This is a genomic window from Paenibacillus sp. CAU 1782 (assembly GCF_054551715.1).
In genome coordinates this window covers 964354-989365 of record NZ_JBTOLL010000001.1, presented here as the reverse complement: position 1 = coordinate 989365, position 25012 = coordinate 964354, and the positions used below count along the sequence as shown (strand labels likewise).

The window sequence follows — 25012 nt, the reverse complement described above, 5'->3', positions numbered from 1 at the left end:
GTTGACGGAACTGGCAACTATGAACACGCAGAATATAGCTGACGCTTTGCGCCGAATGGCGGAGTCATGGTCCCAAGCAGGCGATGACGGCCGTTCGGAGCAAGCGCAGGAACTGCTCAGTAAGCTGACCGATGGTCGGCTTACTGTTGCATTATGCGGTCATTTTTCGGCGGGCAAGTCCAGCCTTGTCAATGCGTTATGCGGGGCAAAGCTATTGCCATCAAGCCCAATTCCAACCAGCGCCAATATCGTGTCGATCCGGGGGGGCGACAGGCCATATGCGGCGGTGGAAACAGTTCGAAACGGCGAAGTTGTCCAAGCGGAGATTCCTATTGAAGAGCTGGACCGTTATTGCGTCGACGGAGAGCGCTTTCAATCGGTCTCCATTATTTATCCAAGTCCATTGCTGGGTCAAGATATCGTGCTGCTGGATACGCCGGGCATTGATTCCACGGACAATGCCCATCGGTTGGCGACGGAATCGGCGCTTCATCTGGCGGATGTTGTTTTCTATGTGATGGATTACAATCATGTCCAATCCGAGATCAATTTCGCTTTTGCCAAAAGTCTGAAGGATTGGGGAAAACCGCTTTATTTTATCGTCAACCAAATTGACAAACATCGGGATCGGGAATTAAGCTTCAGCGATTACGCCCGCAGCGTAGAGGAAGCTTTCCATGCCTGGCACCTGGAGCCGGCCGGTATTCTGTATTTGTCGCTGCGCCAGCCGGATCATCCGCAGCATCAATGGAACAGCTTGATCACTCTAATAAGGGAATTGGCGGATTCACGCGAGGAATTATGCGCTTACAGTGTCTATTCCTCGATGCGTCATTTGCTGCAGTCCCATTTGAAGCAGCGCGATGAGCAAATGGAGCCTGTAAGGCTTGCTCTTCTGGATGAAGCGGGAGGCGAGGAAGGGCTGCGAGAGGTAGAAGCAGCCATCCAACGATTGTTCGGGCTTAGCGTATCGCTTCAGAACGGGAAGGAAGAGTTCCGAGCCGGTCTGTTGCGAGAACTGCAGTCCATCCTGGATAATGCCAATATTACGCCAGCTAGTCTTCGGGACCTGGCGCAAGCTTTTCTGGAAAGCCGAAAACCTGGCTTTAGAGCCGGTCTGCTTTTTGCGGGCGCCAAAACGGCCGCGGAGCAGTCGCGCAGGCTAGAGGCCTTCAGCTCCGAGCTGCTTTCGTTGACGGATGCCGCTATCGACTGGCATGTAAGACAGCTGCTTCGTAAAGCGGGCGAAGGGATAGCTTTTGACATTGAGACTCTGGAAGCGGAAATGGGTTCAAAGCTGGCCTGGAGACCGGATGAGGATTGGCTGGCTGGCAAAATCAAACCCGGTGCGGTTATGGGCAATGAATATACGATGATTTATTGCAAAGAAATATCCGCCGATTTAAAAGGTCGGTACCGGGGATTGGCGCTGGAGGTTATTGATATTCTGGCGCAACATGCCATTAAAGCGGCCGATGAAAAAATTAGCGCTGTACGGCGGGAGCTGAAAGAAGCGGAGGAGCAGGCCGGCGCTGCACGCAGCCTTCGCCAGCTGGAACAGGAGGAAAGCCGTTATAAGGAGGGGCTGCAAGCTTTGCTGCCTCCGCCTGCGGCAAGCCCTGTATTACCGTTACCGCGGCGAGAAGCAACCAGGCTTGACGTAGCGGATTCGCACATGATTGCAGTCGGCAGCCAAGACACGTCGTGGGCAGCGGCTCATGCCGGACCATCTGAAGGCGGCGTTAAGCAGCCCGTTGTTTCAGGAGCGTCAGGGCATGAAGTAATGCAAGCCGGCGCTAAGCAGGACACATCCCGTGATACAGAGGAAGGCGGCTCCGCCTTGGGACTTCAGCGCGACGCCGCGGCACGGCTGTCCGCCGCTGCCGTGCTTCTGGAAGGCCAGCCAGCGCTTCATACTGCCGCTGCCTCCATGATCGAGAAGGCTGCGCGGTTGCAGAGCAGCACCTTTACCATTGCGCTGTTCGGCGCTTTCAGCGCGGGTAAATCCTCGCTGGCAAATGCCCTAATTGGGGAAGCGGTGCTGCCGGTATCTCCGAATCCAACGACGGCGGCAATTAACCGACTCATGCCGCCGGATAGCGACTATGAACATGGTACGGCACGAATCGTTATGAAGACTCGGGATGAGCTGCTTGCCGATCTTCGCTATTCGCTTCATTTGCTTGGGGAAGATGCCTCCGAGGCTGCTTTGCCGGACGCTTCCGCCATTATGGCTCTGGTGGATTCGCTTTCTCCCAATACAGTCGGAGCCGGTGGCCGGCCTCATTACAGCTTCCTGAGAGCTGCGCGGGCGGGATGGGCCAAACATGAACCGCTGCTTGGCCAGGTGCTGAAAGCGGAAAGAGCGGAATATGTTTCTTTTGTTGCGGAAGAGTCCCGTTCCTGTTTTGTCAGCAGCATCGACTTTCATTATCGCTGCCCGTTGACGGACGAAGGTATCGTGCTGGTTGATACGCCTGGAGCGGATTCCGTTAACGCCAGACATACCGGCGTTGCGTTCAACTATATCAAAAACGCGGATGCTATCTTGTTCGTCACCTATTACAACCATGCCTTTTCCCAGGCAGATCGCCAGTTTCTGGACCAGCTTGGGCGCGTGAAGGACCAGTTTGAGCTGGATAAAATGTTTTTTATCGTGAATGCAAGCGATCTTGCTTCAAGCACCGACGAGCTTAAAGGCGTGCTCAGCCATGTGGAGAGCAACCTTCAGAAGCACGGCATAACCTTTCCACGCCTCTATCCCGTTTCCAGCATTATGGCGCTGGATGGAAAAGAAGGGGGAGACCGGGAGGCCCTTGCGCAATCCGGATTGCCTCAGTTCGAAGAGGCGTTTCATTCCTTTGTCCGGCATGATCTGGGGCAGCTCGCCGTGCAGTCCGCTCAAGGCGAGATTCAGCGGGCTCTGCAATTGATTGATGGCTGGATCGCCGGGGCTGAAGGCGACGCAGCCAGCCGACAGGCTGAACTGGGCAAGCTGGAACGTCAACTGGATACCGCCAAAGCCGTCATCCAAAGCTTCAGGGAAGGAGAATTCCCGCAAGGCTTGCGACAGGAAATGAAGGAGCTTCTGTATTATGTTGTGCAGAGGCTGCAATTCCGGCTTGGTGACTTTTATCATTTAGCGTTTAATCCCTCCTCCTTGCAGGACGACGGACGGGACTTGAAGCGTGCGGTATGGACGTCATGGCTGGAGCTTCAACGGCTGTTCCAGCGTGAGCTGTCGCAGGAGCTGCAGGCCACTACGTTGAGGCTGGAAAGAGGTATATGGCGGGAACTGAACAAAGGGTACGAAAAATGCTGCAATGCTTTGCTGGAAGATATGCCGGACTATGTCCCCCCGCCTGGATCGGAAGGTTCGCTCCAGACGCCTGCCGAAGGAAGCGACTGGGAGGAGGGAGCCATCCAAGCCAAGTGGCTGTGGAGCCGATTCAAATCGCCTCGCCATTTCTTTGAAGGTGAGGGCAAAGACGGCTTGCGCAAGGAGCTGGAAGCCCTTGTTGTTCCGTCTCTGCAAAACAAGGCTGATTCCATTGGAGAAGAGTGGTTGAAGCATTACGAAGCCGTTTGGCAAAATGCCGCCGCGGCTCGCAGCGAGCGCCTGCTGAAGGATGTAGCATCTTTTGGCCAGGGCAAACGTCAGTCTTTGTCCGACCAATCCAATCTCGGAGCGCTTAAAGAACTGCGGAATTCTCTTATCCATCTATGATCTGCATTGTCTTACTATGAAATGTTCTCGGTATTCGCTAAATGCTTTTGCCGGCTGTGCAGCAGCCAGCAAAAGCATTTTTTTGCAGGTTGTGTGCGTTCATGCAAAAACGGAGTAATAGGCACATTCTATATACAATGAGGGACGATTTAGGAGCTTTTCGGTAGTCCATCTTCCTAATCGCCCCAATTGAAGGATTCCTTCGGAAATTCGCAAATTTATCGAATTTGCCCGTTATAAGGGATGCTGATAATATTCATTCATACCAAAAAAGATGGGGAGTTGGATTTCGTTGGATGTCATGAGGCGACTGAAAGCCTTCTATTTGCCCGAAGTAAAGTTTTTGTATTTATCCGTATTTTTTCTGATGTGCGCAACGGCTTTTGGACTTGTTTATCCTATGCTTCTCAGTTATTTAATCGAAAATGTCATTAAGCCGAGCCAGTTTGAAAAAGTGCCGATGCTGGCGCTTATTGTTGTAGGCGCTATCAGTTTGAAGGCGGTCAATCAGTTCCTCCATGGCTTTTTTGGCGGGCGATTGGGCAACAAAGTCGCATACCGTATGCGCAACGCCTTGTACGACAAGCTTCAAACCCTGTCTTATCAATATTATGACAAAGCCAAAACAGGCGATCTCATGTCGAGGCTGACTGCGGATCTTGAGGCAATCCGTCAATTTATCGGATTTGGATTTGCGCAAATTTTGAACATGGTCATCATGATTTTGTTCGGCGGCGCAATGATGCTTTATCTGAACTGGCAGCTGACGCTGATTACGTTGGCTCCTATTCCGCTGCTTATTATTATTGCGCTCCGATTCGAGAAGCTAATTCATCCCGCTTTTCAGGAAATGCGCCAAGCGATGAGCAATCTGACAACTGCCGTTCAGGAGAATATAACCGGGGTCAGAACGGTTAAATCCTTTGCCCGCGAAGGACATGAAGTTTCGAAGTTTTCCTTGCGCAGCGAGGCGTATCAGAACAACCAGGTTAGGGCGGCGACGCTGTGGGCCAAATTTTTCCCCGCAATGGAGGTCAGCGCCAATCTTTGTCCCGTTGTGCTGCTCGTTGCAGGCGGAATCATGGTTATTGACGGAACATTGCTGCTTGGCAATTTTGTCGCATTTTTCAGCTTGATCTGGTACATTGTTGGACCGATGTGGGGGCTTGGCTTCCATATTAACAACTATACGCAATTCAAGGCATCCGGCGAACGCGTGATCGGCCTGATGGAAGAGCATGTCCACGTTAATAATGTGGAGCATGCGGTAGAACTGGACGCACAGCATACGCGAGGACATGTCGTTTTTGATCGCGTCACGTTCAACTATCCCGACAAACCTGCAGCCTTGACCAATATTTCCATTGATGCAAAGCCGGGCGCGGTTATTGGCTTTTTGGGTGAAACAGGCTCCGGTAAATCAACGATTATTCAACTGCTCATGCGTGCCTATAACATCAAGCAGGGCAAAATTACGTTGGACGGCATCGATATCCGCAATCTGGACGTTGCATCTCTCAGACGTCAAATTGCGCCGGTATTTCAGGAAACCTTCCTCTTTTCGGCCGCCATTCGGGACAATATTGCTTACGGTGTGAGGGACGTCACACAAGAAGATATCGAACGGGCAGCCAAGCTGGCCAAAGCCCATGATTTTATTATGGAGATGCCGCAGGGCTACGACACGATTGTAGGCGAACGGGGAATGGGTCTGTCGGGCGGCCAGAAGCAGCGAATTGCGATTGCCAGAGCATTGATCAAAAATCCTCGTATTCTGGTGCTTGATGATGCCACAAGCGCGGTGGATATGGAAACCGAGCATGAAATTCAAGCCGGGTTTAAGGAACTGATGAAAGGGCGGACCACTTTTATTATTGCCCATCGGATTTCCTCGCTGCGTCATGCCGATGAAATTATTGTTCTGGAGAAGGGACATATCGTTCAGCGCGGAAAGCATGAAGAGCTGATCGCGCAAGAAGGCCCTTACCGCGACACCTACGACATTCAATACGCAGACTTTGAAGCAGCCAAGCAATCCCGCAGTGTATCCGGGGATTTGCATGACTATGCAAAAGGAGCAAGCAATCATGAGCGCTGAACAAGCATCGAAAGGACGGAATCGCAACGAACGTTTCGTCTATCAGGACGATGATGCCATTGAAAAACCGTTTAACTGGGCTCAACTCCGCAGATTGTATTTTTACATGAGGCCTTACCGCCGCCAGTTGATGCCCGTAATGATCATGATGGTGATCGGCACCTTAACCCGATTGGGCATCCCGCTTTTGATGCTGGAGGCGATTGACGGCATTCTTGACGAAACAAAGGGATCGCAAAATGTCTATCATCTGGTAGGTGTCGGCGCAGGTATGCTGGCTCTTTACATCCTCCAGTGGATCTCGAATACGTATCGGATCAAATATACGAACATTATCGGACAGCAGGTTATATACGATTTGAGGGCGCACCTGTTCAAACATATTCAAAAGTTGTCCTTCCGCTTCTACGACAAACGTCCGGCTGGCTCCATCCTGGTTCGCGTCACTAATGACGTCAACGCGCTTCAGGATTTGTTCACCAACGGCGTAGTCAACCTTTTGATGGATTGCATTCAATTGGCGGGTATCGTTATCATCCTGCTGGCATTAAACATCAAGCTTGGATTGGCGGTCATGATTACCGTTCCGCTGATGTTTATCGTGTCGACCTCGCTGCGCAAGCGTATCCGTTTCGCTTGGCAGGATGTCCGCATGAAGCAATCCCGCATCAATTCCCATTTGAATGAAAGCATTCAGGGGATGAAGGTAACGCAAGCGTTCGTGCAGGAAAAGGACAATATGGGCTTTTTCGATCACATGAACACAATCAACCTGAAGTCATGGAACAAGGCTTCGGCGCTGAACCAAACGTTTGGCCCCGTTATTGAAATAACCGCCGCGATCGGCACGTGTATCCTGTTCTGGTACGGCGCGATGCTGATTCAATCGGAAGCTATTACAATCGGTTTGCTGATTGCCTTTGCCAATTACATCGGCAACTTCTGGGAGCCGATCAACCGCTTGGGCCAGATGTATTCCCAGCTTCTGATCGCGATGGCTTCCTCGGAGCGGATATTTGAATTTATCGATGAAGAAACAACCGTTAAGGAAGGCGAAGAAGCCAAGCTATTGCCATCCATTAAAGGCGATGTAACCTTTGACAACATTGTGTTTGAATATGAAAAAGGACGCCAGGCGCTTAAAGGGATCAGCATTGATGTAAAAGCGGGCCAATCCATCGCGTTGGTAGGCCATACCGGCTCCGGAAAAAGCACCATCATTAATCTGCTCTGCCGCTTCTACGATCCCGTGCAAGGACGGGTGCTGATTGACGGCACCGACATCCGCGACGTCAATATCGAAAGCCTTCGTTCGCAGATAGGCATTGTGTTGCAGGATACGTTTATTTTTGCAGGATCCATTCGGGACAATATCCGCTACGGGCGTCTGGATGCGACAGACGACGAAATAATGGAAGCCGCCAAAGCGGTGCATGCCCATGACTTTATCATGGGGCTGCCGGATGGCTACGACACTCAAGTAGAAGAGCGGGGCAACGTGTTGTCCATGGGACAACGCCAGCTGCTTTCGTTCGCACGCGCGCTCTTGGCAGATCCTCGAATTCTTATACTGGACGAAGCAACTGCCAGCATCGATACAGAAACCGAGCTGAAAATCCAGGAAGCGCTGAAGACGCTGCTTGCAGGAAGGACTTCGTTTATGATTGCGCACCGCCTTTCTACCATCCGTCATGCAGACGATATTATTGTGCTGGATCACGGTGTTATCGTGGAGCAAGGCAATCATGAGCAGCTGGTTGCCAGACGAGGCGTTTATAACGGCTTAATCGAAGCCCAATTCCGCTTTTTGTAAGGGCCATATTGATTTTTAGAGATAGAACCTCCACAATGGAAATGACGAAATTTCTATGGTGGAGGTTCTTTATTGTGACTTATGGATCGCCGTTAGGCGCATACGGAAAAAAATTGCTGCTGCTTGGCTCTGGGGAGCTGGGCAAGGAAGTTGTTATGGAGGCGCAGCGGCTTGGCCTGGAATGTATTGCCGTGGACCGGTACGATCATGCTCCAGCCATGGCGGTTGCTCACCGCTCCTATGTACTCGATATGCTGGATGGCGATGCGCTTCGGCATTTGATTCAGCTGGAAAAGCCTGATTATATCGTACCGGAGATTGAAGCGATTGCGACAGAAACGCTGGTTGCATTGGAGGAAGAAGGGCATCGCGTCATTCCGACTGCAAGAGCCGCCAGGCTGACAATGGACCGCGAGGGTATTCGTCGACTGGCCGCGGAAGGTCTAGGCTTGCCGACGGCTCCGTACCAATTTGCAGATTCTCTGGAAGAATTGACGGAGGCCGCAACGCAGCTGGGTTTTCCTTGCGTCATTAAACCCATCATGAGTTCATCCGGTAAAGGACAAAGCGTATGCCGTTCGGCCGAAGAGCTGGAGAGCTGCTGGAACTATGCCATGGACGGCGGGCGAGCGCGCAACAGCCGCATTATCGTTGAAGGATTTGTAACCTTTCAATCGGAAATTACGCTGCTGACTGTCCGTTCGGTTTCGGGGACGTCATTCTGCGCGCCAATCGGGCATGTGCAGAAGGATGGCGATTATATCGAATCCTGGCAGCCGCATGAAATGACTGAGGTTCAAATCGCACAAGCTGAGGATATCGCGTTGAAAATAACAGACGAGCTAGGCGGATATGGCATCTACGGAGTGGAGTTGTTCCTGACGGAGGAAGGCGTATTGTTCAGCGAGGTTTCGCCTCGTCCGCACGATACCGGCATGGTAACGATGGCAACGCAAGACGTTTCGGAGTTTGGTCTGCACGTTCGCGCTATTCTGGGGCTGCCTATTCCCGGCATTCGCCTGTTGACGCCGGGCGCGTCTCATACGCTTAAAGCGGATCGCGATTCTGCAGCTTTCCGGATTAGCGGATTGGAGGAGGCTTTATCTGTTCCCAATACGCAGGTGCGCGTATTCGGAAAGCCCGTAGCGTTGCCCGGACGCCGTATGGCGGTTGCCCTTTCCTCAGCCGGAGATGTCGAAGGAGCAAGGGCTTTGGCAAGGCAGGCGGCACAGTCCCTGTCCATTCAATACGACAATTAAGACACACCTAAGGGGAAGGTGATAGAAATGGCTAAAAAGAAAAAAGGCGGTTATCCGTCAAACGGCAATACCCGAGGCAAAGCAGAAGAAACCGGCAGCAAGCAGCAGGAAGGCGGAGCAACGCTGAAGGAGCTGCTAGGCGCCGATGTTCTTGGCAAGCTGAAGGCGCAGGCTGACGAACTGAAGCGGAATGAGGCGGAAATCCAGGAACGTAAGCGTCAGGAAGCCGAGGAGGCCAAACGCCGGGAACAAAAGCTTCGCGAAAACGATTTTGCCTATTTGCTTGAGAACAGCAAATCCGGCGGGGGCAAATACAGCTAAGCATCCGCCCGCCAAGGAAAAGCCTGCCGCCCGGCAGGCTTCTTTTTTGCTGCTCCGCTAATGGGACGGGGTGCTGAGCGCATATACTGTTTTGATGGAAAAGCGACCATGGAAATGGCGACAGGAAGGTGGCTGCATCATGCAGATTGCGGTACAAAACGGCGATACGTATTGGAAGTTCAGCGTTATATTCGGGGTTCCGGTGCAATTAATCGCGGATTCCAATCCCGCAATATCGCCTGAAGCCTTGCAAGCGGGACAAGTTGTGCAAATTCCGGGCTATGAATGGCGTCGTCACACAGTAGTCGCTGGAGACTCCCTATGGCGGATTGCATCGGCCAACGGGATTTCCGTTGATTTGCTCTTGCGAAGCAATCCCGGCGCGTCGAGCGGCAATCTGGCAATCGGTTCCGTGCTGCTAGTGCCGCAGCGAATTACCCGCCGCATTATTCATGCGGAACGCCCTTATACTTACGCTGGTTTGACGGAGGATCTGAATGCGCTGATCGCCTTGTATCCGTTTCTGCGAAGGGACACAATGGGCAAATCCGTCATGGGCAAGGATATCCCCGAGCTGCGTGTAGGACATGGCAGCCGCATCGTTCATTTTAACGGTTCGATCCATGCCAACGAATGGATTACAACCTCTGTCCTGATGCTATTCCTGAATGATTATTTGTTGGCTCTAAGCAGCGGGGCAGATATTAGGGACGTCTCGACCTACCCGCTGTATCTCGAAACGACGTTGAGCCTGGTGCCCATGGTAAATCCGGATGGTGTTAATCTTGTCATTGATGGCGCGCCTGAAAGCGAGCCATACCGCAGCAGCGTAATTGCCATAAACGGAGGGAGCAACAGCTTTAGCGGGTGGAAAGCGAATATTGCAGGAGTGGACCTTAACAAGCAGTTCCCCGCCTTGTGGGAGCGGGATGCCGTGCTTGGTCCGCAAGAGCCTTCTCCGCGCGATTTTTCCGGTACGGCTCCGCTTACGGAACCGGAGGTTCGAGGGCTTGCGGACTTGACGCGCCGCAGCAATTTTGCCCTTGTTCTGGCCTTCCACACGCAAGGCGAAGTCATATACTGGGGCTTCCAGGGACTCGAGCCGCCGGAGTCCGCCATTTTGGCAGCGCGTTTTGCGGCCGCCAGCGGATATGAGGCGATCCGGTTTGTCGATAGCACGGCGGGTTATAAGGATTGGTTTATTCAAGATTGGCGGCGGCCGGGTTTTACGCTGGAGCTCGGAAGCGGCATCAACCCTTTGCCTTTATCGCAGCTGCCGGATATGTACGACAAGACGCTCGGCATTATGCTGATTGCTTTGCAAGGATAAATGTTTAAGTAAAAAATGGTACAGTTTGGTTGTATTTATATTGTATAATAGACGAGTTCAGACAATGGCGAACGCTTAAAGCGTTCAGAACAATAATGTTTAGGGAGAATGCAATCATGCTGTTTCCTGCCGCCGACCAACAGATGCAGTCCGTGGATACCGAAGCAAATTCCTTTGAACGGGAACGTCTTAAGTACAAAAAAGCTTACTGGAGCTGTTTTTTTGTCCTATCGCTTCTCTTGATTCTTGCTTTAACGACTTTGGTTTTACAGGTTCGGGGAGTTGGCATTGCTTTGGCTCTGATCACTCTTCTTGCTTTTATCGCGACCGCTATGCTTTTATGGCGCAAACGCTATTTTTTCCGGGAACGATTCAAACAGGAACTTATACCCGGCGTATTGCGTCAATTATTTCAAGAGCCGCATAATGCTAGCGCGGGCGCGGATAATGAAAACGTCTGGATCTACCGCCCCGACGGGGCAATCGACGAAAAGCGTATTCGCCAATCCCGCATGTTTGATGATGCTATCGACGAAATAACGGGAGAAGACTACTTAGCCGGGCAGCTTGGAGCGACCCGCTTTGAATTTTCGGAGCTGAAGCTGGTCCGTCTGGATGAAGACAATGAACGTCCCGTCAAGCATAAAGTATCGCTGTTCAAAGGCGTGTTGTTTATCGCGGATTTCCATACGAAATTGCAAGGCCGTACAATTCTGCAAGCAAGAAGTTTATTCGGGATCGGAAATGTGTTTAGCCGGGCATTCCACGCTATTGCGAACCAATTTCGGGATGAAGAGGATAAAATGGTTCCGGTAAAGATGGAATATAATTCCTTCAACCAGCTTTATGAAATATATTCAACGAATGAACACGAGGCAAGGAGTATTTTTTCTCATGCACTTATGGAAAGAATGGTTCGGGCTAAAAACTATCATCCGCGCATCGCGGCAATTTCTTTTGTCGATTCCAGCATGTATGCGGCAGTAAAAAGCAACCGCGGCTATTTGGAGCCGGATATGGCCAAGCCGATCGCCAAACAAATGGAAAACGTCAGAGACGAAGTTCTTTTTGTTCTCGGCTTGATCCAGTTGATGGGGCTGAACAACGGGGGCGAAACCCAGGAATAAATACGACAAGCACAGGATCCTTTGCAAGGGAAAGAGAGCTTCTCTTTACCTGCTGCAAGGGATTTTTCTTGCAAAATAATAATAAGGCGGGCGAAATTTGCGCAGTATGGTAACAACGGTTGCTGTTGCGGCATCGGCAACAATATGATAACGTATATCCGGCTTTGTTTTTTTCGATTACGCGAAAAATGAGGGGCGGAAGAAGGCGCATTGCCGGGATTTGAACCCGCCCGATTCGGTGTCGAGCCGCTGACTCAGACTGGCGCCGCATCTTTACGAATGGGAATAGTTGCTTTAAAATACTTGAAGACGATGCATTTGGCATTGATATTGGGAGGAAGCACATGGCTGAGCAATTGGATTTTATAGCGGGAGCGCCGGCCGAGGGACGAAACTACGAGGCCGATGACATACAAGTGCTTGAAGGCTTGACTGCCGTCCGGAAACGGCCGGGCATGTACATAGGCAGTACCAGCAGCTCCGGGCTGCATCATCTGGTATGGGAAATCGTCGATAATGCGGTGGACGAGCATTTGGCGAAATTTTGTTCCGCCATTGAGGTTACGCTGCACAAAAACGGCTCGATTACGGTACACGACAATGGGCGGGGCATCCCGACGGGCATGCACAAAACCGGGATCCCGACGCCGCAGGTTGTTTATACGATTCTTCACGCTGGCGGAAAATTCGGCGGCGGCGGTTACAAAAAGTCTGGCGGTTTGCACGGCGTAGGCGCATCCGTAACCAACGCGTTGTCGGAATGGCTGGAGGTTGAAATTTACCGGGACGGCAAAATTCACAAAATGCGCTTTGAATATTGGATTGACGATAACGGCAAGGAGCATGTGGGCGAACCGGTAACGGGACTGGACATTATCGGGAACACCAACCGCACCGGGACAAAAGTTACATTCAAACCGGACGGACGGGTTTTCCAAAGCGGCACCTCGTTTAATTACGACACCCTTGCGGAGCGTTTGCAGGAGATTGCGTTTCTGAACTCCGGCTTAAAGGTCAGCATCAAGGATGAGCGTTCCGGCAATGCCGACGTATTTCATTACGAAGGCGGCGCAAGCCAGTTTGTGCAATTCCTGAACGAAAATAAAACGGTGCTGCATGACGTTGTCCATTTTGTCGGGGAGCGGGACGACATTGAGGTTGAGGTTGCCCTTCAGTATAACGACGGCTACACGGAAACGATCGCATCGTTTGTCAATTCCATTCCGACAAGAGGCGGCGGCACCCACGAAACGGGATTCAAAACCGCATATACCCGTGTCATGAATGAATACGCCCGCAAATCGGGATTGTTAAAGGAAAAGGACAAAAACCTGGATGGCAGCGACCTTCGCGAAGGGATGATGTCTGTCATTAACATCAAAATGTCCGAGGTAGAGTTCGTCGGCCAAACCAAGGACCAACTCGGCAGCGCTTCCGCCCGCAGCGCGGTTGACGCCGTCGTTACGGACCGCATGAACGTCTTCCTAGAGGAAAACCCGCAGGTTGCCCAATCTCTTCTAAAAAAGGCGGTCCAGGCGTCCAAAGCGCGGGAAGCGGCCCGTAAGGCGCGCGAGGAAATCCGCAGCGGCAAAAAACGGAGCGAAAGCTCCAATCTGGGCGGAAAGCTCACGCCGGCACAATCCAAGGATTATGCGCGCAACGAGTTGTTTATCGTGGAAGGGGATTCCGCTGGCGGCTCCGCCAAGCAGGGACGCGACTCCAAGCATCAGGCGATTCTGCCCCTCAAGGGCAAGCCGATGAACCCGGAGAAAGCCCGCCTCGCGGATATTTTGCGCAATGATGAATACAAAGCGATCATTTCCGCGATCGGCGCAGGCGTAGGGCCGGAATTTGAAGCTGAAGAGAGCAACTACAGCAAAATTATCATCATGACTGACGCGGATACGGACGGCGCGCATATTCAAGTGCTGCTGCTGACGTTTTTTTATCGCTATATGAAACCGCTGATCGATTCCGGAAGGATTTATATCGCCCAGCCGCCGCTTTACAAAATTACCCGCAAATCGGGCAAGCTGGAGACGGTGCGGTATGCCTGGACGGACGAACAACTCCAAAACTATTTGAAAGAAATCGGCAAGGGCTACGAGCTTCAGCGCTACAAAGGACTTGGCGAGATGAATCCCGATCAATTATGGGAAACAACTATGAATCCGGAGACGCGCACGCTGTTGCTGGTTCAAATCGAGGATGCGGCAAAAGCGGAGCGAAGAGTGTCCACGTTGATGGGTGACAAAGTCGATCCACGCAAACGCTGGATTGTTGAAAATGTCGACTTTACGGAATACGAGGAATAGAGGGGAATAGCTATGGGTATTCTGGAACAATTTTTGCCCGCGTACCTGGAAGAGATTGTTGGCGACCGATTCGGACGCTACTCCAAATATATTATTCAAGACCGTGCTATACCGGACGTGCGGGATGGTCTGAAGCCGGTGCAACGCCGTATCCTGTACGCTATGTACGATTCAGGCAATACGCCGGACAAGCCATACCGCAAATCCGCCAAAACAGTCGGCGACGTGATGGGCAACTACCATCCCCATGGCGACTCATCGATCTACGAGGGCATGGTGCGGATGGCTCAGCCATGGAAAATGGGTCATCCGCTAGTGGATGGCCACGGCAACTGGGGCTCTCAGGATGATGATCCTGCTGCGGCGATGCGTTATACAGAAGCTCGGTTGTCCAACATTGCGCTTGAACTGCTTCGCGATATTGAAAAAAGAACGGTGCAGTTCAAGGACAATTTTGACAACACGACAAAAGAACCCGTCGTTTTGCCAGCGCGTTATCCCAATCTGCTGGTTAATGGGGTCAGCGGCATTTCTTCCGGCTTCGCTACGGAAATACCGCCTCATAATCTGCGAGAAGTCATTGACGCTTGTATCGCATGTATGGATCGCCCGAATATTGCCCTGGAGGAATTGATGGCAATCGTCAAAGGACCAGATTTCCCCACCGGCGGACTGATTATGGGCGAAGAAGGCATACGCGAAGCCTATACAACAGGCAAAGGCCGCATTTATTTGCGTTCCAAAACGGCAATCGAGGATTTGCGCGGCGGCAAGCAGCAAATCGTCATTACGGAAATACCGTACCAGGTTGTCAAGTCGCGGCTTGTAACCGCCATGGAAAATATCCGTCTTGAGAAAAAAATCGAAGGCATTGCCGAGGTTCGCGACGAAAGCGGACGGAATGGCTTGCGCATCGTTGTTGAGCTGAAGAAGGATGCGGATGGAGCCGGCATTTTGGCCTATTTGCTCAAAAAAACCGACTTGCAGGTCACCTACAATTTCAATATGGTGGCGATCGTCAACAAAGCACCACAGCAGCTTGGGCTGCTGCCGATGCTTGCAGCCTACATCGATCACCAAAAAGAAGTGGTCACCCATCGCACGGCTTACGATCTGGAAAAGGCAGAGGATCGGGCCCATGTGGTAGAAGGCTTGGTCAAGGCGCTTAATGTGCTGGATGAGGTCATTGCGACCATCAAGGCATCCAAAAACCGTGCCGACGCCCAGAACAACCTGGTTGCGAAATTTGCCTTTACAGAGCGCCAGGCCGATGCGATATTGACGCTGCAATTGTACCGCTTGACGAATTTGGAAATTACGGCGCTGGAGAAGGAATTGAAGGAAGCACAGAAGCGTATTGCGTATCTCCAATCTATTCTGAACAGCGAGAAAAAGCTGCTGGGCGTCATTAAAGACGAACTGCTGGAAATCCGGAACAAATACGGCATTGACCGCCGCAGCGATATTCAAGGCGAGGTCGAGGAGCTGAAGGTCAATCTTGAGGTTCTGGTTGCGCCTGAGGATGTATTGGTTACACTCAGCCAGGAAGGCTACATGAAGCGTACCACCATGTTGTCCTTTACCCGTTCGGGAGGCGAATTGGACAGCGCTGGCGTTAAAGACGGCGATATCATCCGCGAACTCCTGCAGGTCAACACCATCGATAATTTGCTGCTGTTTACGAGGAAGGGGCAATATTATCTGCTGCCGGTGCATCAAATTCCGGAATTTAAGTGGAAGGATACCGGTACGGCCGTTGTCAACATTATTCCGCTTCCGAAAGACGATTCCATTATTAGCGTCATTCCGGTCAAGGATATAAGCGCATCGCAGCAATCTATTGTTTTCGTAACCAAAAAAGGTCAAGTGAAGAGAAGCGAATTAAAGGACTATGCAACGACTCGGTCCACGGCGGTAGCCGCCTGCAAAGTCGGCGAAGGCGACGAAGTGATTAACGTAACGCTTAGCGAAGGCGGACGTCAGTTGATGCTTGTATCGCGGAACGGACTCAGCATTCGTTTTGACGAGGCGGAGGTGGGCAGCATGGGCCGCGTGGCTGCCGGCGTCAAGGGCATCAGCCTGCGAGACGGCGACGAGCTTGCGGCGGCGCTGTGGGTTTCTGACGATGAAGGCGAAGTGTTGGTCATATCCGACATCGGTTATGGAAAACGTTCGCTGCTGCTTGATTATCCTATCCAGGGCAGGGGCGGTAAAGGCGTTCAAACCTTTGAATTTAAAGAAGGCAAGCGAGTGCGTTCCAACGGAGCCTCCATCGTTGCCGCGTATTATTGCAGGGAGCCGCAGGATTTTGTGGCGATTACTTCGGGCGGCGGCAAATTAATTGCAAACTCCGAAAAAGCGCCGATCGAGGAACGAAAGGCTACTGGCAAGCAGCTGTTCGCAGTTGAGAAAAACGAGGTTATTATTTCCTCCTTTATCCGAACAACGCCGGAGCTGCAGGGCTAAAAAAGAATGGAGCCCGTTATGGCGTTTCGCCATAACGGGCCTTTTTTCGTAGCGCCCAAACAACTATTATGTCGGTTTTGCGTGAAGGTTAGCGATTAGAGGCGCAAACTATTAATTGCATTAACCTTTTATTCGACATTTTCAATTGTTATAATAGAGGAGTAGCTTGAATGTTTAGTTCGGCTGAATGCCATATTCGATGCCGATTATGCCGCAAGACATGCTTCGTAATGGGAAGCGGATTTTTTGAACAACCTCTATAATGGACAGAAAGCGGGTGGGAAGGCGTGGTAGCCGAGGACTTTGCGAAAGTTTGGACAAAGCTTTCGCGCGAATGGCGGATCAGCATGGAGCAATCGCTTGCTCCGCTTACAGAGGGACAGCTGAATGTGCTTGAGCTGCTTTTGGAATCAGATCCTATGAAACCATCTGATCTGATTCAGCATTTGTCTACAACTCCTGCGGCCGTTACAACCCTGCTGGACAGAATGGAGCGGAACGAGCTGGTTGTGCGTTCGAGGGACGATCAGGATCGGCGCATCGTATGGATAAAGGTTTCTGAGAAAGGGGCTGCGGAAGCGGAACGCGGCAAAGCTATCCGTCATTCCCTGATTGAGCAGTCGCTGGATCAGATTTCGGAATATAATCAAAAGCTGCTTGTTCTGCTGCTTGGCAAAGTAGCCAACCCATAAAAATAGCAACGTCATCAAAAAGCCCGGCTGCTCACATTCAGCAGCCGGGCTTTTTTTGATCATTGTTCTATTTCATAGATTCAAGCCGAGTGTTGAGCATGGTCAGGTCCCGCTGCAACGTCTCATAATCCGTAGCTGTCAATAACTCATCATCGGAGGCTGCCAACACGTCTTCAACGGGCAAAATCCGATAACGGAAGTTTTGATCCGGCTTGTAGCGATGCACCCAGGTCGGGATAGCTTCAACTTCTTTAATGACGGTGCCGCCTTCCGTCATGTTTTTGGATACCGAAACTTTAAAGATTACCCCGTAGTCCTTGGAATCTCCTCGCTGATTGGAAATGAAATTGCCCATGGAATAGATGATAAGGCACTCCTTGCGATTTCCGTCTTCGTCGAAGGCTTCAACCATTTCATAAGGCTGCACAACGTGGGGATGGGAGCCCGCAATAATGTCGGCGCCCGAAGCGGCAAGCGACCGGGCCAGGTTTTTCTGCGTTTCGCTAGGCACCGTCTGGTATTCGATTCCGAAATGAAGAGCTACTGTCACGAGATCGGCTCCTGCACTGCGCAGCTTGGCAATATCCCCCTTGATGGCCTCCTCGGAAATTAGATTAACGAGATAAGGTTTTCCCTTCGGAATCGGAATGCCGTTTGTTCCGTATGTATAGGACAAAATCCCCATTGTAATGCCGTTTTGTTCAACCAAAACCGGCGTATCCGCCTCCTCCTGGGAAGCTGCCGTACCGGTAAACGCAAAGCCAAGCTCCTTCAGATTGTCGATCGTGCGAAGCAGTCCTCGTTCCCCTTTGTCAAGCGAATGGTTATTGGCGGTTGACAGCATATTGAATCCGGCGTTTTTAAGCGCTTCCGCAAGCTCCAGCGGCGCATTGAACGACGGATAACCCGTGTAGCCAAAGTCCGCTCCCGCGATTGGTGTCTCTAGATTGGCCATTACCCAATCTCCGCTTTGCAGGATCGATTTGACCGGCTCGAAATAAGGATCGAAATTATAGCTTTTGGCAGCGGCATCGTATGCGCCAGGCAACTGCGGAGAATGGCTCATAATATCGCCGACGCCGATCCAGACCGCTTCGGCGAATACCGGCTCCGGCGTTGGTGTTGGCGATGGGGGAGATGTGTTTGGGGTTGCCGACGCCGAGGGACTGGTTTCAACCGCAAGCGGCGTTGGATTATTTGCAGCGGGAGTTGGATTGTCGTTTTTCGCTCCGGCAAAAATCCAAATGACGGAGGAAGCTGCCAGAAGCAGCAGGATGAATGCGGGTAAGACCCATCTTCTTTTTTTCATATATTCCATACGTCCTTTCTTGCAGAGCATGAAGCCGACTTGCCGCAGGCGGAGCAAATACCCCGTTGCGATGCAGCGCTCTTTCATGAGGCAAATGCAAAGCTTCGAGGAAACTCACCGTTGTGGAACGATGCTTGTAGAGGCTTCTTGTTGCTGAAAACCGTACTTTGTATACACGCACCTTTATGATTAAGCTGACATTTGCTACGAGGTGAAGTGTCTTGCCGCCGCCTCAAGCTGGTCCGGGCTCCAGGTTTTCCATGATCCCGCAAGCTCGGGCAAGGAAGAAAAGGATAAATGCTCCTTGGTTACGGGGTGGGGGAAGGATACGGAGGTCGACCATAAGGCAATACTGGACAAAGCGCCAGGTTTCCGGTTACCGTATTTTTGGTCTCCGGCCAAGGGATGGCCGATATGCGCTAGCTGGGCGCGTATTTGATGCGGTCGTCCCGTCTCTAAAGAAATCGCCAACAGCGATGAAGCGCCGTTACTGGCTATAACAGCATAGCTGAGCACCGCTTCCTTGGCGTCTGGTGCAGGATGATCCAGCACGGTTACAATATTGCGGCTTCCGTCCTTGGAAATATAATGGCGAAGCTTGGCGCTGCTTCTGGCCGGAACGCCGTGAGCGACACACATATAGGTTTTGCCAAAGGTGCGGCTTCTTACCGCTTCCGATAGACGCGAGGCCGATTTGGATGTTTTGGCGAATACCATTGCCCCCCCAACGGGGCGGTCGAGCCGATGGACCAACCCCAAATAAACATTGCCCGGTTTGTTGTAGCGAACCTTCAGATCATCCTTCAGAATCGTGAGCATGTCGGGATCGCCCGTTTCATCCTCTTGCGAAGGAATGCCTGGCGGTTTGACAACCACTAACAAATGATTGTCCTCGTACAAAATGCTGACCATCATGAACGGGACTCCCAGCGCCCCAGTATGCCGCAAGGCAATTGCAGGCCGGAAGCGGTAATGGGCAATCCGATTTCTCCGCAGTTGATCTCTCCGCCGTATTTGGCTTTCATGGTGTTATGCAGCAGATGATGCAGCACCGTCGGCGAAAGTCCCGTTGTGTACGAGTTGATCAGCAGAAATAACGGATTTGGCGACAGGATGGTTGTACAGGTTTGCAGGAACGGATATAGATTTTCCTCCAGTTTCCAGGTTTCACCGTTTGGTCCGCGGCCATAGGAAGGAGGGTCCATGATGATGGCGTCGTATTGACGGCCGCGGCGTTGTTCGCGCTGGACGAACTTGAACACATCATCGGTAATATACCGGATAGGCGCATTTTCCAGGCCGGACAAAGCGGCATTTTCTTTGGCCCATTGCACCATGCCTTTTGCGGCGTCCACATGGCAGACATCTGCTCCGGCTGAGGCAGCCGCGACAGTAGCGCCGCCTGAATATGCAAACAAATTGAGTACGCGGATCGGTCTGTTGGCATTTCTGATTTTGTTCATCATCCAGTCCCAGTTGGCGGCTTGCTCCGGGAACAATCCGGTATGCTTGAAGTTGGTCGGCTTAATATGGAAGGAAAGCTCGCCGTAAGAAATAGTCCAGCGTTCCGGCAGGCTTGGTTTCATATCCCATTTTCCGCCACCCGACGTGCTGCGGTGATAGTGGCCGTCGGCTTTTTTCCATTGCGGGGTTTCGTTCATGATGGGCCAAATAATTTGCGGGTCGGGTCTGCGCAGCACGTAAGAACCCCAGCGCTCCAGTTTGTCTCCGTCGCCCGTATCGATAATTTCGTAATCTCTCCATTGATCAGCTATGTACATATGCGGTAACCCTTCCTTGACTTCATTAAGTCTTGTAATATGTTGACATCATCGCTTATTATAACGAAGCGGAAGATACTAATCAATGAAAGACCGCATAGGGAGGCAAGGTAAATGATGAAGCTGGAATGCGAATGCGGCAATTCGACGTCGTTGTTTGCGACGGGAGACCGCGACGAGCATAATCGGGAATACATCGAGCTGGAGGACGATGACCGCTTTACATTCAAGGTGGGGGAAGACAGCGTCATTTTTCGCTGTTCATTTTGCGGATACACGTATCGGCTGAAGCAATACGAGAGCTGAGTGGAGGCCTGGCTGCCAGGCCTTTTTTATTTTTTAAAGCCGCATTTTAAACATTTTCCAAGAGTTATTCAAATTGTGTTTAGATTTTGTACAGCAGTTGATGGTAATATTATTAATGACGCTAAAAGAATGCTGTCGACTTGCGGCTTAACGTGTCGGAGAAGGGGGAATGGCGCATGTTGCGTTACAACCGCAGCAAGGTTGTCAAAACGGTAATCGTAACCGGCGGTCTTGCGCTGTTCCTTGCGGCATGCGGCTCACAGGATCAGGGAGCTGCGCCTCAGCCAAGCCAGACGGCATCGCCGCCTGCTATTCATCATTATGGCGATGTGTCGAATGCGCAAGACAGACGTCAACAATTACATGAATTTATTACCGAACATATGACGGGACCTTACGGCATCTATACAAACTTGCAGGATACGGCCCAGGATGCCGAATTAACGACGGGGCACGAGTTATTGAGCGAATCGGCCGGACTAATGATGAGGCAAGCCGTTTTAAATGGGAACCGGACGGAGTTTGAACAGGTGTGGGAATTGGCCCGCCAGACGTTTGATTCGGAAGAGATATTCAGCTACCGCTACAGCCCCAAGCTTGCGAAACGTTATTCGGTTAATGCGGCAGTTGACGATATGCGTATCATTCGGGCGCTATACGAAGCGGCCAACGAGTTCCAGGCTGAAGAATACCGAATGGAAGCAGATCGTTATGGCGCCCGCTTTTATGGGACAAACGTAAAAAACGGGCAACTGCACGATTTTTTTGATGAAGAATACAGCATAACTAATGACTTTATTACGTTATGTTATATTGATTTGAAGACATTAGAGCTGCTTTCCGTGGATACGGAGCAAAAGCAAAAGCTGCTGGACAGGATGGAGCTTGTTATAAAAGAGGGCTATTTGTCCAATGAATTTCCTTTTTACCAAACGCGCTACAGCTACGGTACCGGAGAGTATAGCGGCGAATCGGTTAATACGGTGGAATCATTGTTGACGATTCTGCATTTGGCCGAGGTAGGCAAGCATAAGCCTGAAAGCATCTCTTTCATTAAAGAGAAGGTAAGCGCAGGCGAAATGTACGGACGTTATTCAACAAGCGGCAAAGCCGAAACGGATATTCGGTCAACCGCTATTTATGCCATCACGGCTATGATTGGCTCGGTTCTTGGTGATCAGTCGCTTTACGAGGAGAGCATCAGCCAAATGAATCAGTTCCAAATCAGCGACAAAACCAGCGGGATGATGGGCGGTTTTGGCGATACGGGGACAAAACAGGCTTATTCCTTCGATAATTTGATGGCGTTGCTTGCTTATTCATATTAATGCTACAGGAAAGAGGGCGCTTAGATGAATCAGTCCAGGGCCGGCTTAACGCTAAGGCGCTTTTTGGCTTTTATGGCCCGGTATGTGTCACCGGCGGGATTTGCTGCAGCTGCAGCGCTTTTAATTACGGTCATTGCCTTGTTTACGCCGCCGTATATCGGTATGGCGGACAATGGAGATTTTTTCCGTGTTTTATACAGCAACGGCCTGTATTTCCATTTGCCGGACTATGACAGCCAATACCTTGGCTACTTTGTGAAGGAATTTGGCATTTTACAGTATTATAACGAAAATGGAGCTATATTTTCCTCCTCGCAATCGTTGTTTATCCAGCTCTCTCTTGCGTTAAACAAATTGTTGATCAGTTCAACGATATTTGATGTCAGAGTACAGTCGGCTTTGCTGACCCTCTTGTTTATTGCCGCATTATATTTGCTGGTGGAGAGCCTTACTTGGAAAATCAAGCCGAAATATGGCTACATTATAGCTTTGATTGCTGTTTTTATGTTTGCCGATACGGCGTATACCGCGTTTTTTAATTCCTTTTTCAGCGAAGGCATAGTCTTGATCATGCTGATGTTTACCTTTGCCTCAGGCTTACTGCTGTACAGAAGGCGGTATAACGACTATGTCATGCTTGTCGTTTTTTTAATCAGCGGCCTGCTGCTCACCACAAGCAAACAACAAAATGCGCCGGTAGGCGTCATATTGGCGGCGGCTTGTCTGTTTCTGTTTTTTATTTCAAAAGAAAAATCCTTTCGGTTTATGACTTTTGCAACATTGTCGCTTTTGTTTTTTGCAGGCGTCGCCACCTACGTTTTTATCCCGAAAGAATACGTAAATATTAATCAATATCATGCCATGACCCGTGGCGTGTTGCTTGGTTCGGACGATCCTGAAGCAGCTCTGGAAAAAATGGGAGTGGACAGGCAATATGCCATTTTGAAAAATAGCATTTATTATGAACCATTTACGACGGTGGACGTTAATTCCGATATATTGGAGAGAAACTTCTATAGTCAATACGGTTTTGGCAAAATATTGGGTTATTACCTCACACATCCCAGCCAGGCAATCGGCATGCTGGATCTGGCGGCCAAAAACGCGTTTACGATTCGACCGCCCGCAATGGGCAATTACGAAAAGGCGGAGGGAAAGCCATTTGGCAAACAAACCGTGTTTTTCTCCGGTTACAGCTTGATCAAAAAAGCGTTTGCGCCTAAAACCTTTGGTTTTATCGTGATCTGGATCGTAGTGATTGCAGGCGTATACATGCCATCCTTCGTATCCGCCGTAAGGACCAGGAATTTCCGGCATGCTTCGCGGCTGCCGCTTATTCTTGCCATGATTCTGATGGGGTTATCAGGCATTTTTGTCTCCATTATCGGGGCCGGGGATGCCGACTTGTCCAAACATGAATTTCTGTTTACCGCTACCTTTGATATGGTTACCTTTCTTGTTATTGCCGATTTGATTCGACGCAGGCTGTGGCATAACGGACACGAACTGGACACCGAACCGAAGTGAAAAACGATAGCAAGAGACAAGAAGGTGAAACCGCGATGAGAAATAAAAAGGCCGCAGCTATCATTTTTTCACTGCTGCTGCTTCTGGGAGCAAGCCAAGGCGTTTTTTGGCCAAACAAGGCCTACGGCGAAGAGACGCCCCCGCTTACCGTATTGTTGTTGTATGACAGCATGGCTCACGGCACAGAGAGGGCCGGAAATATCGAGCTGCTTCAGCGGCAATTATCTTCCTTTGGGACCGAGGTTACCGTATTGGCGGAGGATGATTATTCGCAAGGGCTGCTGGAGCAATATGACAGGCTGATTATGGTCAAAAACGCGCCGGAAATCAACCTGTTGAATCAACCTTTATTACAGGATATTGCAACATACCGGGGCCGGCTGTTGCAGATTGGTGGAGAGCTCAACGGACCTTTGCTTGAAGGGTTGCCCGTCACGCTACAAACTTCGTCCAGAAAGCAAAACGTAAAAATCGGCATTGGAGAGCTTTGGGAAGAAGCAGCTTCCGTTCAGGAAGCGACGTTTGTGCATGTGAAAGAAGATTCCGCTGGAGCGGTAAAGAGGATTGGCACACTGCTTCCTTCCGATTCAAACGATGAAGAAATGCCTTTTGCGGTCATGAACGAGGCAGCCGCTTACGTGCCCCTTTATATGAAAGGAAATCTTAGCGAGCTCGCTATGCTGTACGTTTTGAAGGATTGGTTTGGCAAAGAAGGGAATGGCGGAATGTATCTGCTTGTAAAAGAGATCTATCCCTTCTCCGATCTGGAGCTTCTGGCAGAGATGGCCGATCGTTTTTATGAAGCCGGCATTCCGTTTATCGCAAGCGTTCGGCCCGTATTCGACAACCTGGAATATCCGGCCATGATCAGATATCTGGAAACAATCAAATACATCCAGTCGCGAAACGGAAGCATTGTGGTGAACGCGCCGGTGGTAGCCTCAACTATCGGACAACGGGAGCATACGTTGAATTTGAAAATGGATTCATTCATCAATGCGCTGGGCGACTACGGAATTGCTCCGCTTGGCATGGGCGCCGAGCTGTATTGGTCCTATGATTCGGAATACGCGGAAGACGGCTTAAGCTTTTTCGACTCGGTGATTTTGTTTCCCAATCAGCTCATCATGCATCGGGCCCAAACCAATGTCTCGCAGCCCTATGCTTCAGCGCTTTATAGCATGCAGCCTGAAGATATCGGTTACGTGCATTCAGAGAAAAAGTGGCAGACGGTTCCCGTGGATATGGCTTTAACGCTGGATTTCCCTGACGATGAAGAGCAGTTGCAGGCGATGCTGGATAACGTGTTTGACCGGTGGCTGGTTTTTTCCGACTATAAGCTTGAGAATCATGAAGTGAAGTCATCGAAACACATTATCACATCCGGCAACGGCTTGTTATTGAACGGCAAACAGCTTAATTTTAATGATGCCGTCCTTATGGTGGATTCCGACTATCAATATGTCGATGAAGGAGTCGTCAGCTTTTCAAAATTGTTCAGCATCCAAAATAAAATCTTTATTGTGATTATCATTTTGGCATTGATTTTTTTTGGCGTCCTGTTTATGGCGGGATATCGATTGTACAAACGTAAATACTTGAAATAAGGAGAA

Annotated in this window: 17 protein-coding genes; 14 read left to right on the top strand and 3 right to left on the bottom strand. The window is 50.7% G+C overall.

Annotated features, from left to right (window positions below; all coding sequences use genetic code 11):
- Position 1 precedes the first annotated feature (1 nt).
- From ACX93W_RS04795 to ACX93W_RS04750, 10 genes are all read left to right on the top strand, one after another.
- Entirely contained in the window at positions 2-3727 is a 3726-nt protein-coding gene (locus tag ACX93W_RS04795) for a dynamin family protein (RefSeq protein ID WP_459391164.1), read from the top strand.
- Positions 3728-4019: 292 nt separating this feature from the next.
- Positions 4020-5825 (top strand): ABC transporter ATP-binding protein, encoded by a 1806-nt coding sequence (locus tag ACX93W_RS04790; protein WP_459391163.1) that lies wholly within the window; start codon positions 4020-4022, stop codon positions 5823-5825.
- Positions 5815-7638, top strand: coding sequence for an ABC transporter ATP-binding protein (locus ACX93W_RS04785; protein WP_459391162.1), 1824 nt, complete (start codon positions 5815-5817; stop codon positions 7636-7638). The genes ACX93W_RS04790 and ACX93W_RS04785 overlap by 11 nt, the downstream gene beginning before the upstream one ends.
- Positions 7639-7712: 74 nt before the next feature.
- Positions 7713-8897, top strand: a complete 1185-nt coding sequence (gene purT, locus ACX93W_RS04780) for a formate-dependent phosphoribosylglycinamide formyltransferase (RefSeq protein ID WP_459391161.1) — start codon at positions 7713-7715, stop codon at positions 8895-8897.
- Positions 8898-8924: 27 nt separating this feature from the next.
- Positions 8925-9218, top strand: coding sequence for a YqkE family protein (locus tag ACX93W_RS04775; protein WP_459391160.1), 294 nt, complete (start codon positions 8925-8927; stop codon positions 9216-9218).
- A gap of 139 nt (positions 9219-9357) precedes the next feature.
- Entirely contained in the window at positions 9358-10548 is a 1191-nt protein-coding gene (locus tag ACX93W_RS04770) for a M14 family metallopeptidase (protein ID WP_459391159.1), read from the top strand.
- 116 nt (positions 10549-10664) lie between these two features.
- On the top strand, positions 10665-11675 hold the full coding sequence (locus tag ACX93W_RS04765) for a DUF3137 domain-containing protein (protein WP_459391158.1): 1011 nt from the start codon (positions 10665-10667) through the stop codon (positions 11673-11675).
- Positions 11676-12019: 344 nt separating this feature from the next.
- Entirely contained in the window at positions 12020-13990 is a 1971-nt protein-coding gene (parE, locus tag ACX93W_RS04760) for a DNA topoisomerase IV subunit B (RefSeq protein WP_459391157.1), read from the top strand.
- Positions 13991-14002: 12 nt separating this feature from the next.
- Positions 14003-16456, top strand: a complete 2454-nt coding sequence (gene gyrA, locus ACX93W_RS04755) for a DNA gyrase subunit A (protein WP_459391156.1) — start codon at positions 14003-14005, stop codon at positions 16454-16456.
- 287 nt (positions 16457-16743) lie between these two features.
- Positions 16744-17148: a MarR family transcriptional regulator gene (locus ACX93W_RS04750; protein ID WP_459391155.1), complete on the top strand. Its 405-nt coding sequence runs from the start codon at positions 16744-16746 to the stop codon at positions 17146-17148.
- Between the two features lie 67 nt (positions 17149-17215).
- Here ACX93W_RS04750 and ACX93W_RS04745 read toward each other — a convergent pair whose 3' ends face one another.
- The 3 genes from ACX93W_RS04745 to ACX93W_RS04735 all read right to left on the bottom strand — a co-directional run bounded on the left by ACX93W_RS04745 (position 17216) and on the right by ACX93W_RS04735 (position 20238).
- On the bottom strand, positions 17216-18457 hold the full coding sequence (locus tag ACX93W_RS04745; RefSeq protein ID WP_459391154.1) for a CapA family protein: 1242 nt from the start codon (positions 18455-18457) through the stop codon (positions 17216-17218).
- 204 nt (positions 18458-18661) lie between these two features.
- Positions 18662-19372 carry an RluA family pseudouridine synthase gene (locus ACX93W_RS04740; RefSeq protein WP_459391153.1) on the bottom strand — a complete coding sequence of 237 codons (711 nt, stop codon included), beginning with the start codon at positions 19370-19372 and terminating at the stop codon, positions 18662-18664.
- Positions 19369-20238, bottom strand: coding sequence for a class I SAM-dependent methyltransferase (locus tag ACX93W_RS04735; protein ID WP_459391152.1), 870 nt, complete (start codon positions 20236-20238; stop codon positions 19369-19371). Before ACX93W_RS04735 ends, ACX93W_RS04740 begins: the two co-directional genes overlap by 4 nt.
- Before the next feature lie 114 nt (positions 20239-20352).
- Here ACX93W_RS04735 and ACX93W_RS04730 point away from each other — a divergent pair, with 114 nt between their 5' ends.
- The 4 genes from ACX93W_RS04730 to ACX93W_RS04715 all read left to right on the top strand — a co-directional run bounded on the left by ACX93W_RS04730 (position 20353) and on the right by ACX93W_RS04715 (position 25006).
- A complete protein-coding gene (locus tag ACX93W_RS04730) occupies positions 20353-20544 on the top strand; it encodes a hypothetical protein (RefSeq protein WP_459391151.1) in 192 nt (63 codons plus the stop codon).
- A gap of 176 nt (positions 20545-20720) precedes the next feature.
- On the top strand, positions 20721-21872 hold the full coding sequence (locus ACX93W_RS04725) for a hypothetical protein (RefSeq protein ID WP_459391150.1): 1152 nt from the start codon (positions 20721-20723) through the stop codon (positions 21870-21872).
- A gap of 24 nt (positions 21873-21896) precedes the next feature.
- Positions 21897-23399 carry a glycan biosynthesis hexose transferase WsfD gene (gene wsfD, locus ACX93W_RS04720; RefSeq protein ID WP_459391149.1) on the top strand — a complete coding sequence of 501 codons (1503 nt, stop codon included), beginning with the start codon at positions 21897-21899 and terminating at the stop codon, positions 23397-23399.
- A gap of 35 nt (positions 23400-23434) precedes the next feature.
- A complete protein-coding gene (locus ACX93W_RS04715) occupies positions 23435-25006 on the top strand; it encodes a hypothetical protein (protein WP_459391148.1) in 1572 nt (523 codons plus the stop codon).
- Positions 25007-25012 lie beyond the last annotated feature (6 nt).

What these genes read in the sequence shown, in the direction of transcription:
- ACX93W_RS04785 (WP_459391162.1), top strand. Translation starts at nt 5,815, where the DNA reads ATGAGCGCTGAACAAGCATCGAAAGGACGGAATCGCAACGAACGTTTC.
- ACX93W_RS04775 (WP_459391160.1), top strand. Translation starts at nt 8,925, where the DNA reads ATGGCTAAAAAGAAAAAAGGCGGTTATCCGTCAAACGGCAATACCCGA.
- ACX93W_RS04770 (WP_459391159.1), top strand. Translation starts at nt 9,358, where the DNA reads ATGCAGATTGCGGTACAAAACGGCGATACGTATTGGAAGTTCAGCGTT.
- ACX93W_RS04765 (WP_459391158.1), top strand. Translation starts at nt 10,665, where the DNA reads ATGCTGTTTCCTGCCGCCGACCAACAGATGCAGTCCGTGGATACCGAA.
- parE (WP_459391157.1), top strand. Translation starts at nt 12,020, where the DNA reads ATGGCTGAGCAATTGGATTTTATAGCGGGAGCGCCGGCCGAGGGACGA.
- gyrA (WP_459391156.1), top strand. Translation starts at nt 14,003, where the DNA reads ATGGGTATTCTGGAACAATTTTTGCCCGCGTACCTGGAAGAGATTGTT.
- ACX93W_RS04745 (WP_459391154.1), bottom strand. Translation starts at nt 18,457, where the DNA reads ATGAAAAAAAGAAGATGGGTCTTACCCGCATTCATCCTGCTGCTTCTG.
- ACX93W_RS04740 (WP_459391153.1), bottom strand. Translation starts at nt 19,372, where the DNA reads ATGATGGTCAGCATTTTGTACGAGGACAATCATTTGTTAGTGGTTGTC.
- ACX93W_RS04735 (WP_459391152.1), bottom strand. Translation starts at nt 20,238, where the DNA reads ATGTACATAGCTGATCAATGGAGAGATTACGAAATTATCGATACGGGC.
- ACX93W_RS04730 (WP_459391151.1), top strand. Translation starts at nt 20,353, where the DNA reads ATGATGAAGCTGGAATGCGAATGCGGCAATTCGACGTCGTTGTTTGCG.
- ACX93W_RS04725 (WP_459391150.1), top strand. Translation starts at nt 20,721, where the DNA reads ATGTTGCGTTACAACCGCAGCAAGGTTGTCAAAACGGTAATCGTAACC.
- wsfD (WP_459391149.1), top strand. Translation starts at nt 21,897, where the DNA reads ATGAATCAGTCCAGGGCCGGCTTAACGCTAAGGCGCTTTTTGGCTTTT.
- ACX93W_RS04715 (WP_459391148.1), top strand. Translation starts at nt 23,435, where the DNA reads ATGAGAAATAAAAAGGCCGCAGCTATCATTTTTTCACTGCTGCTGCTT.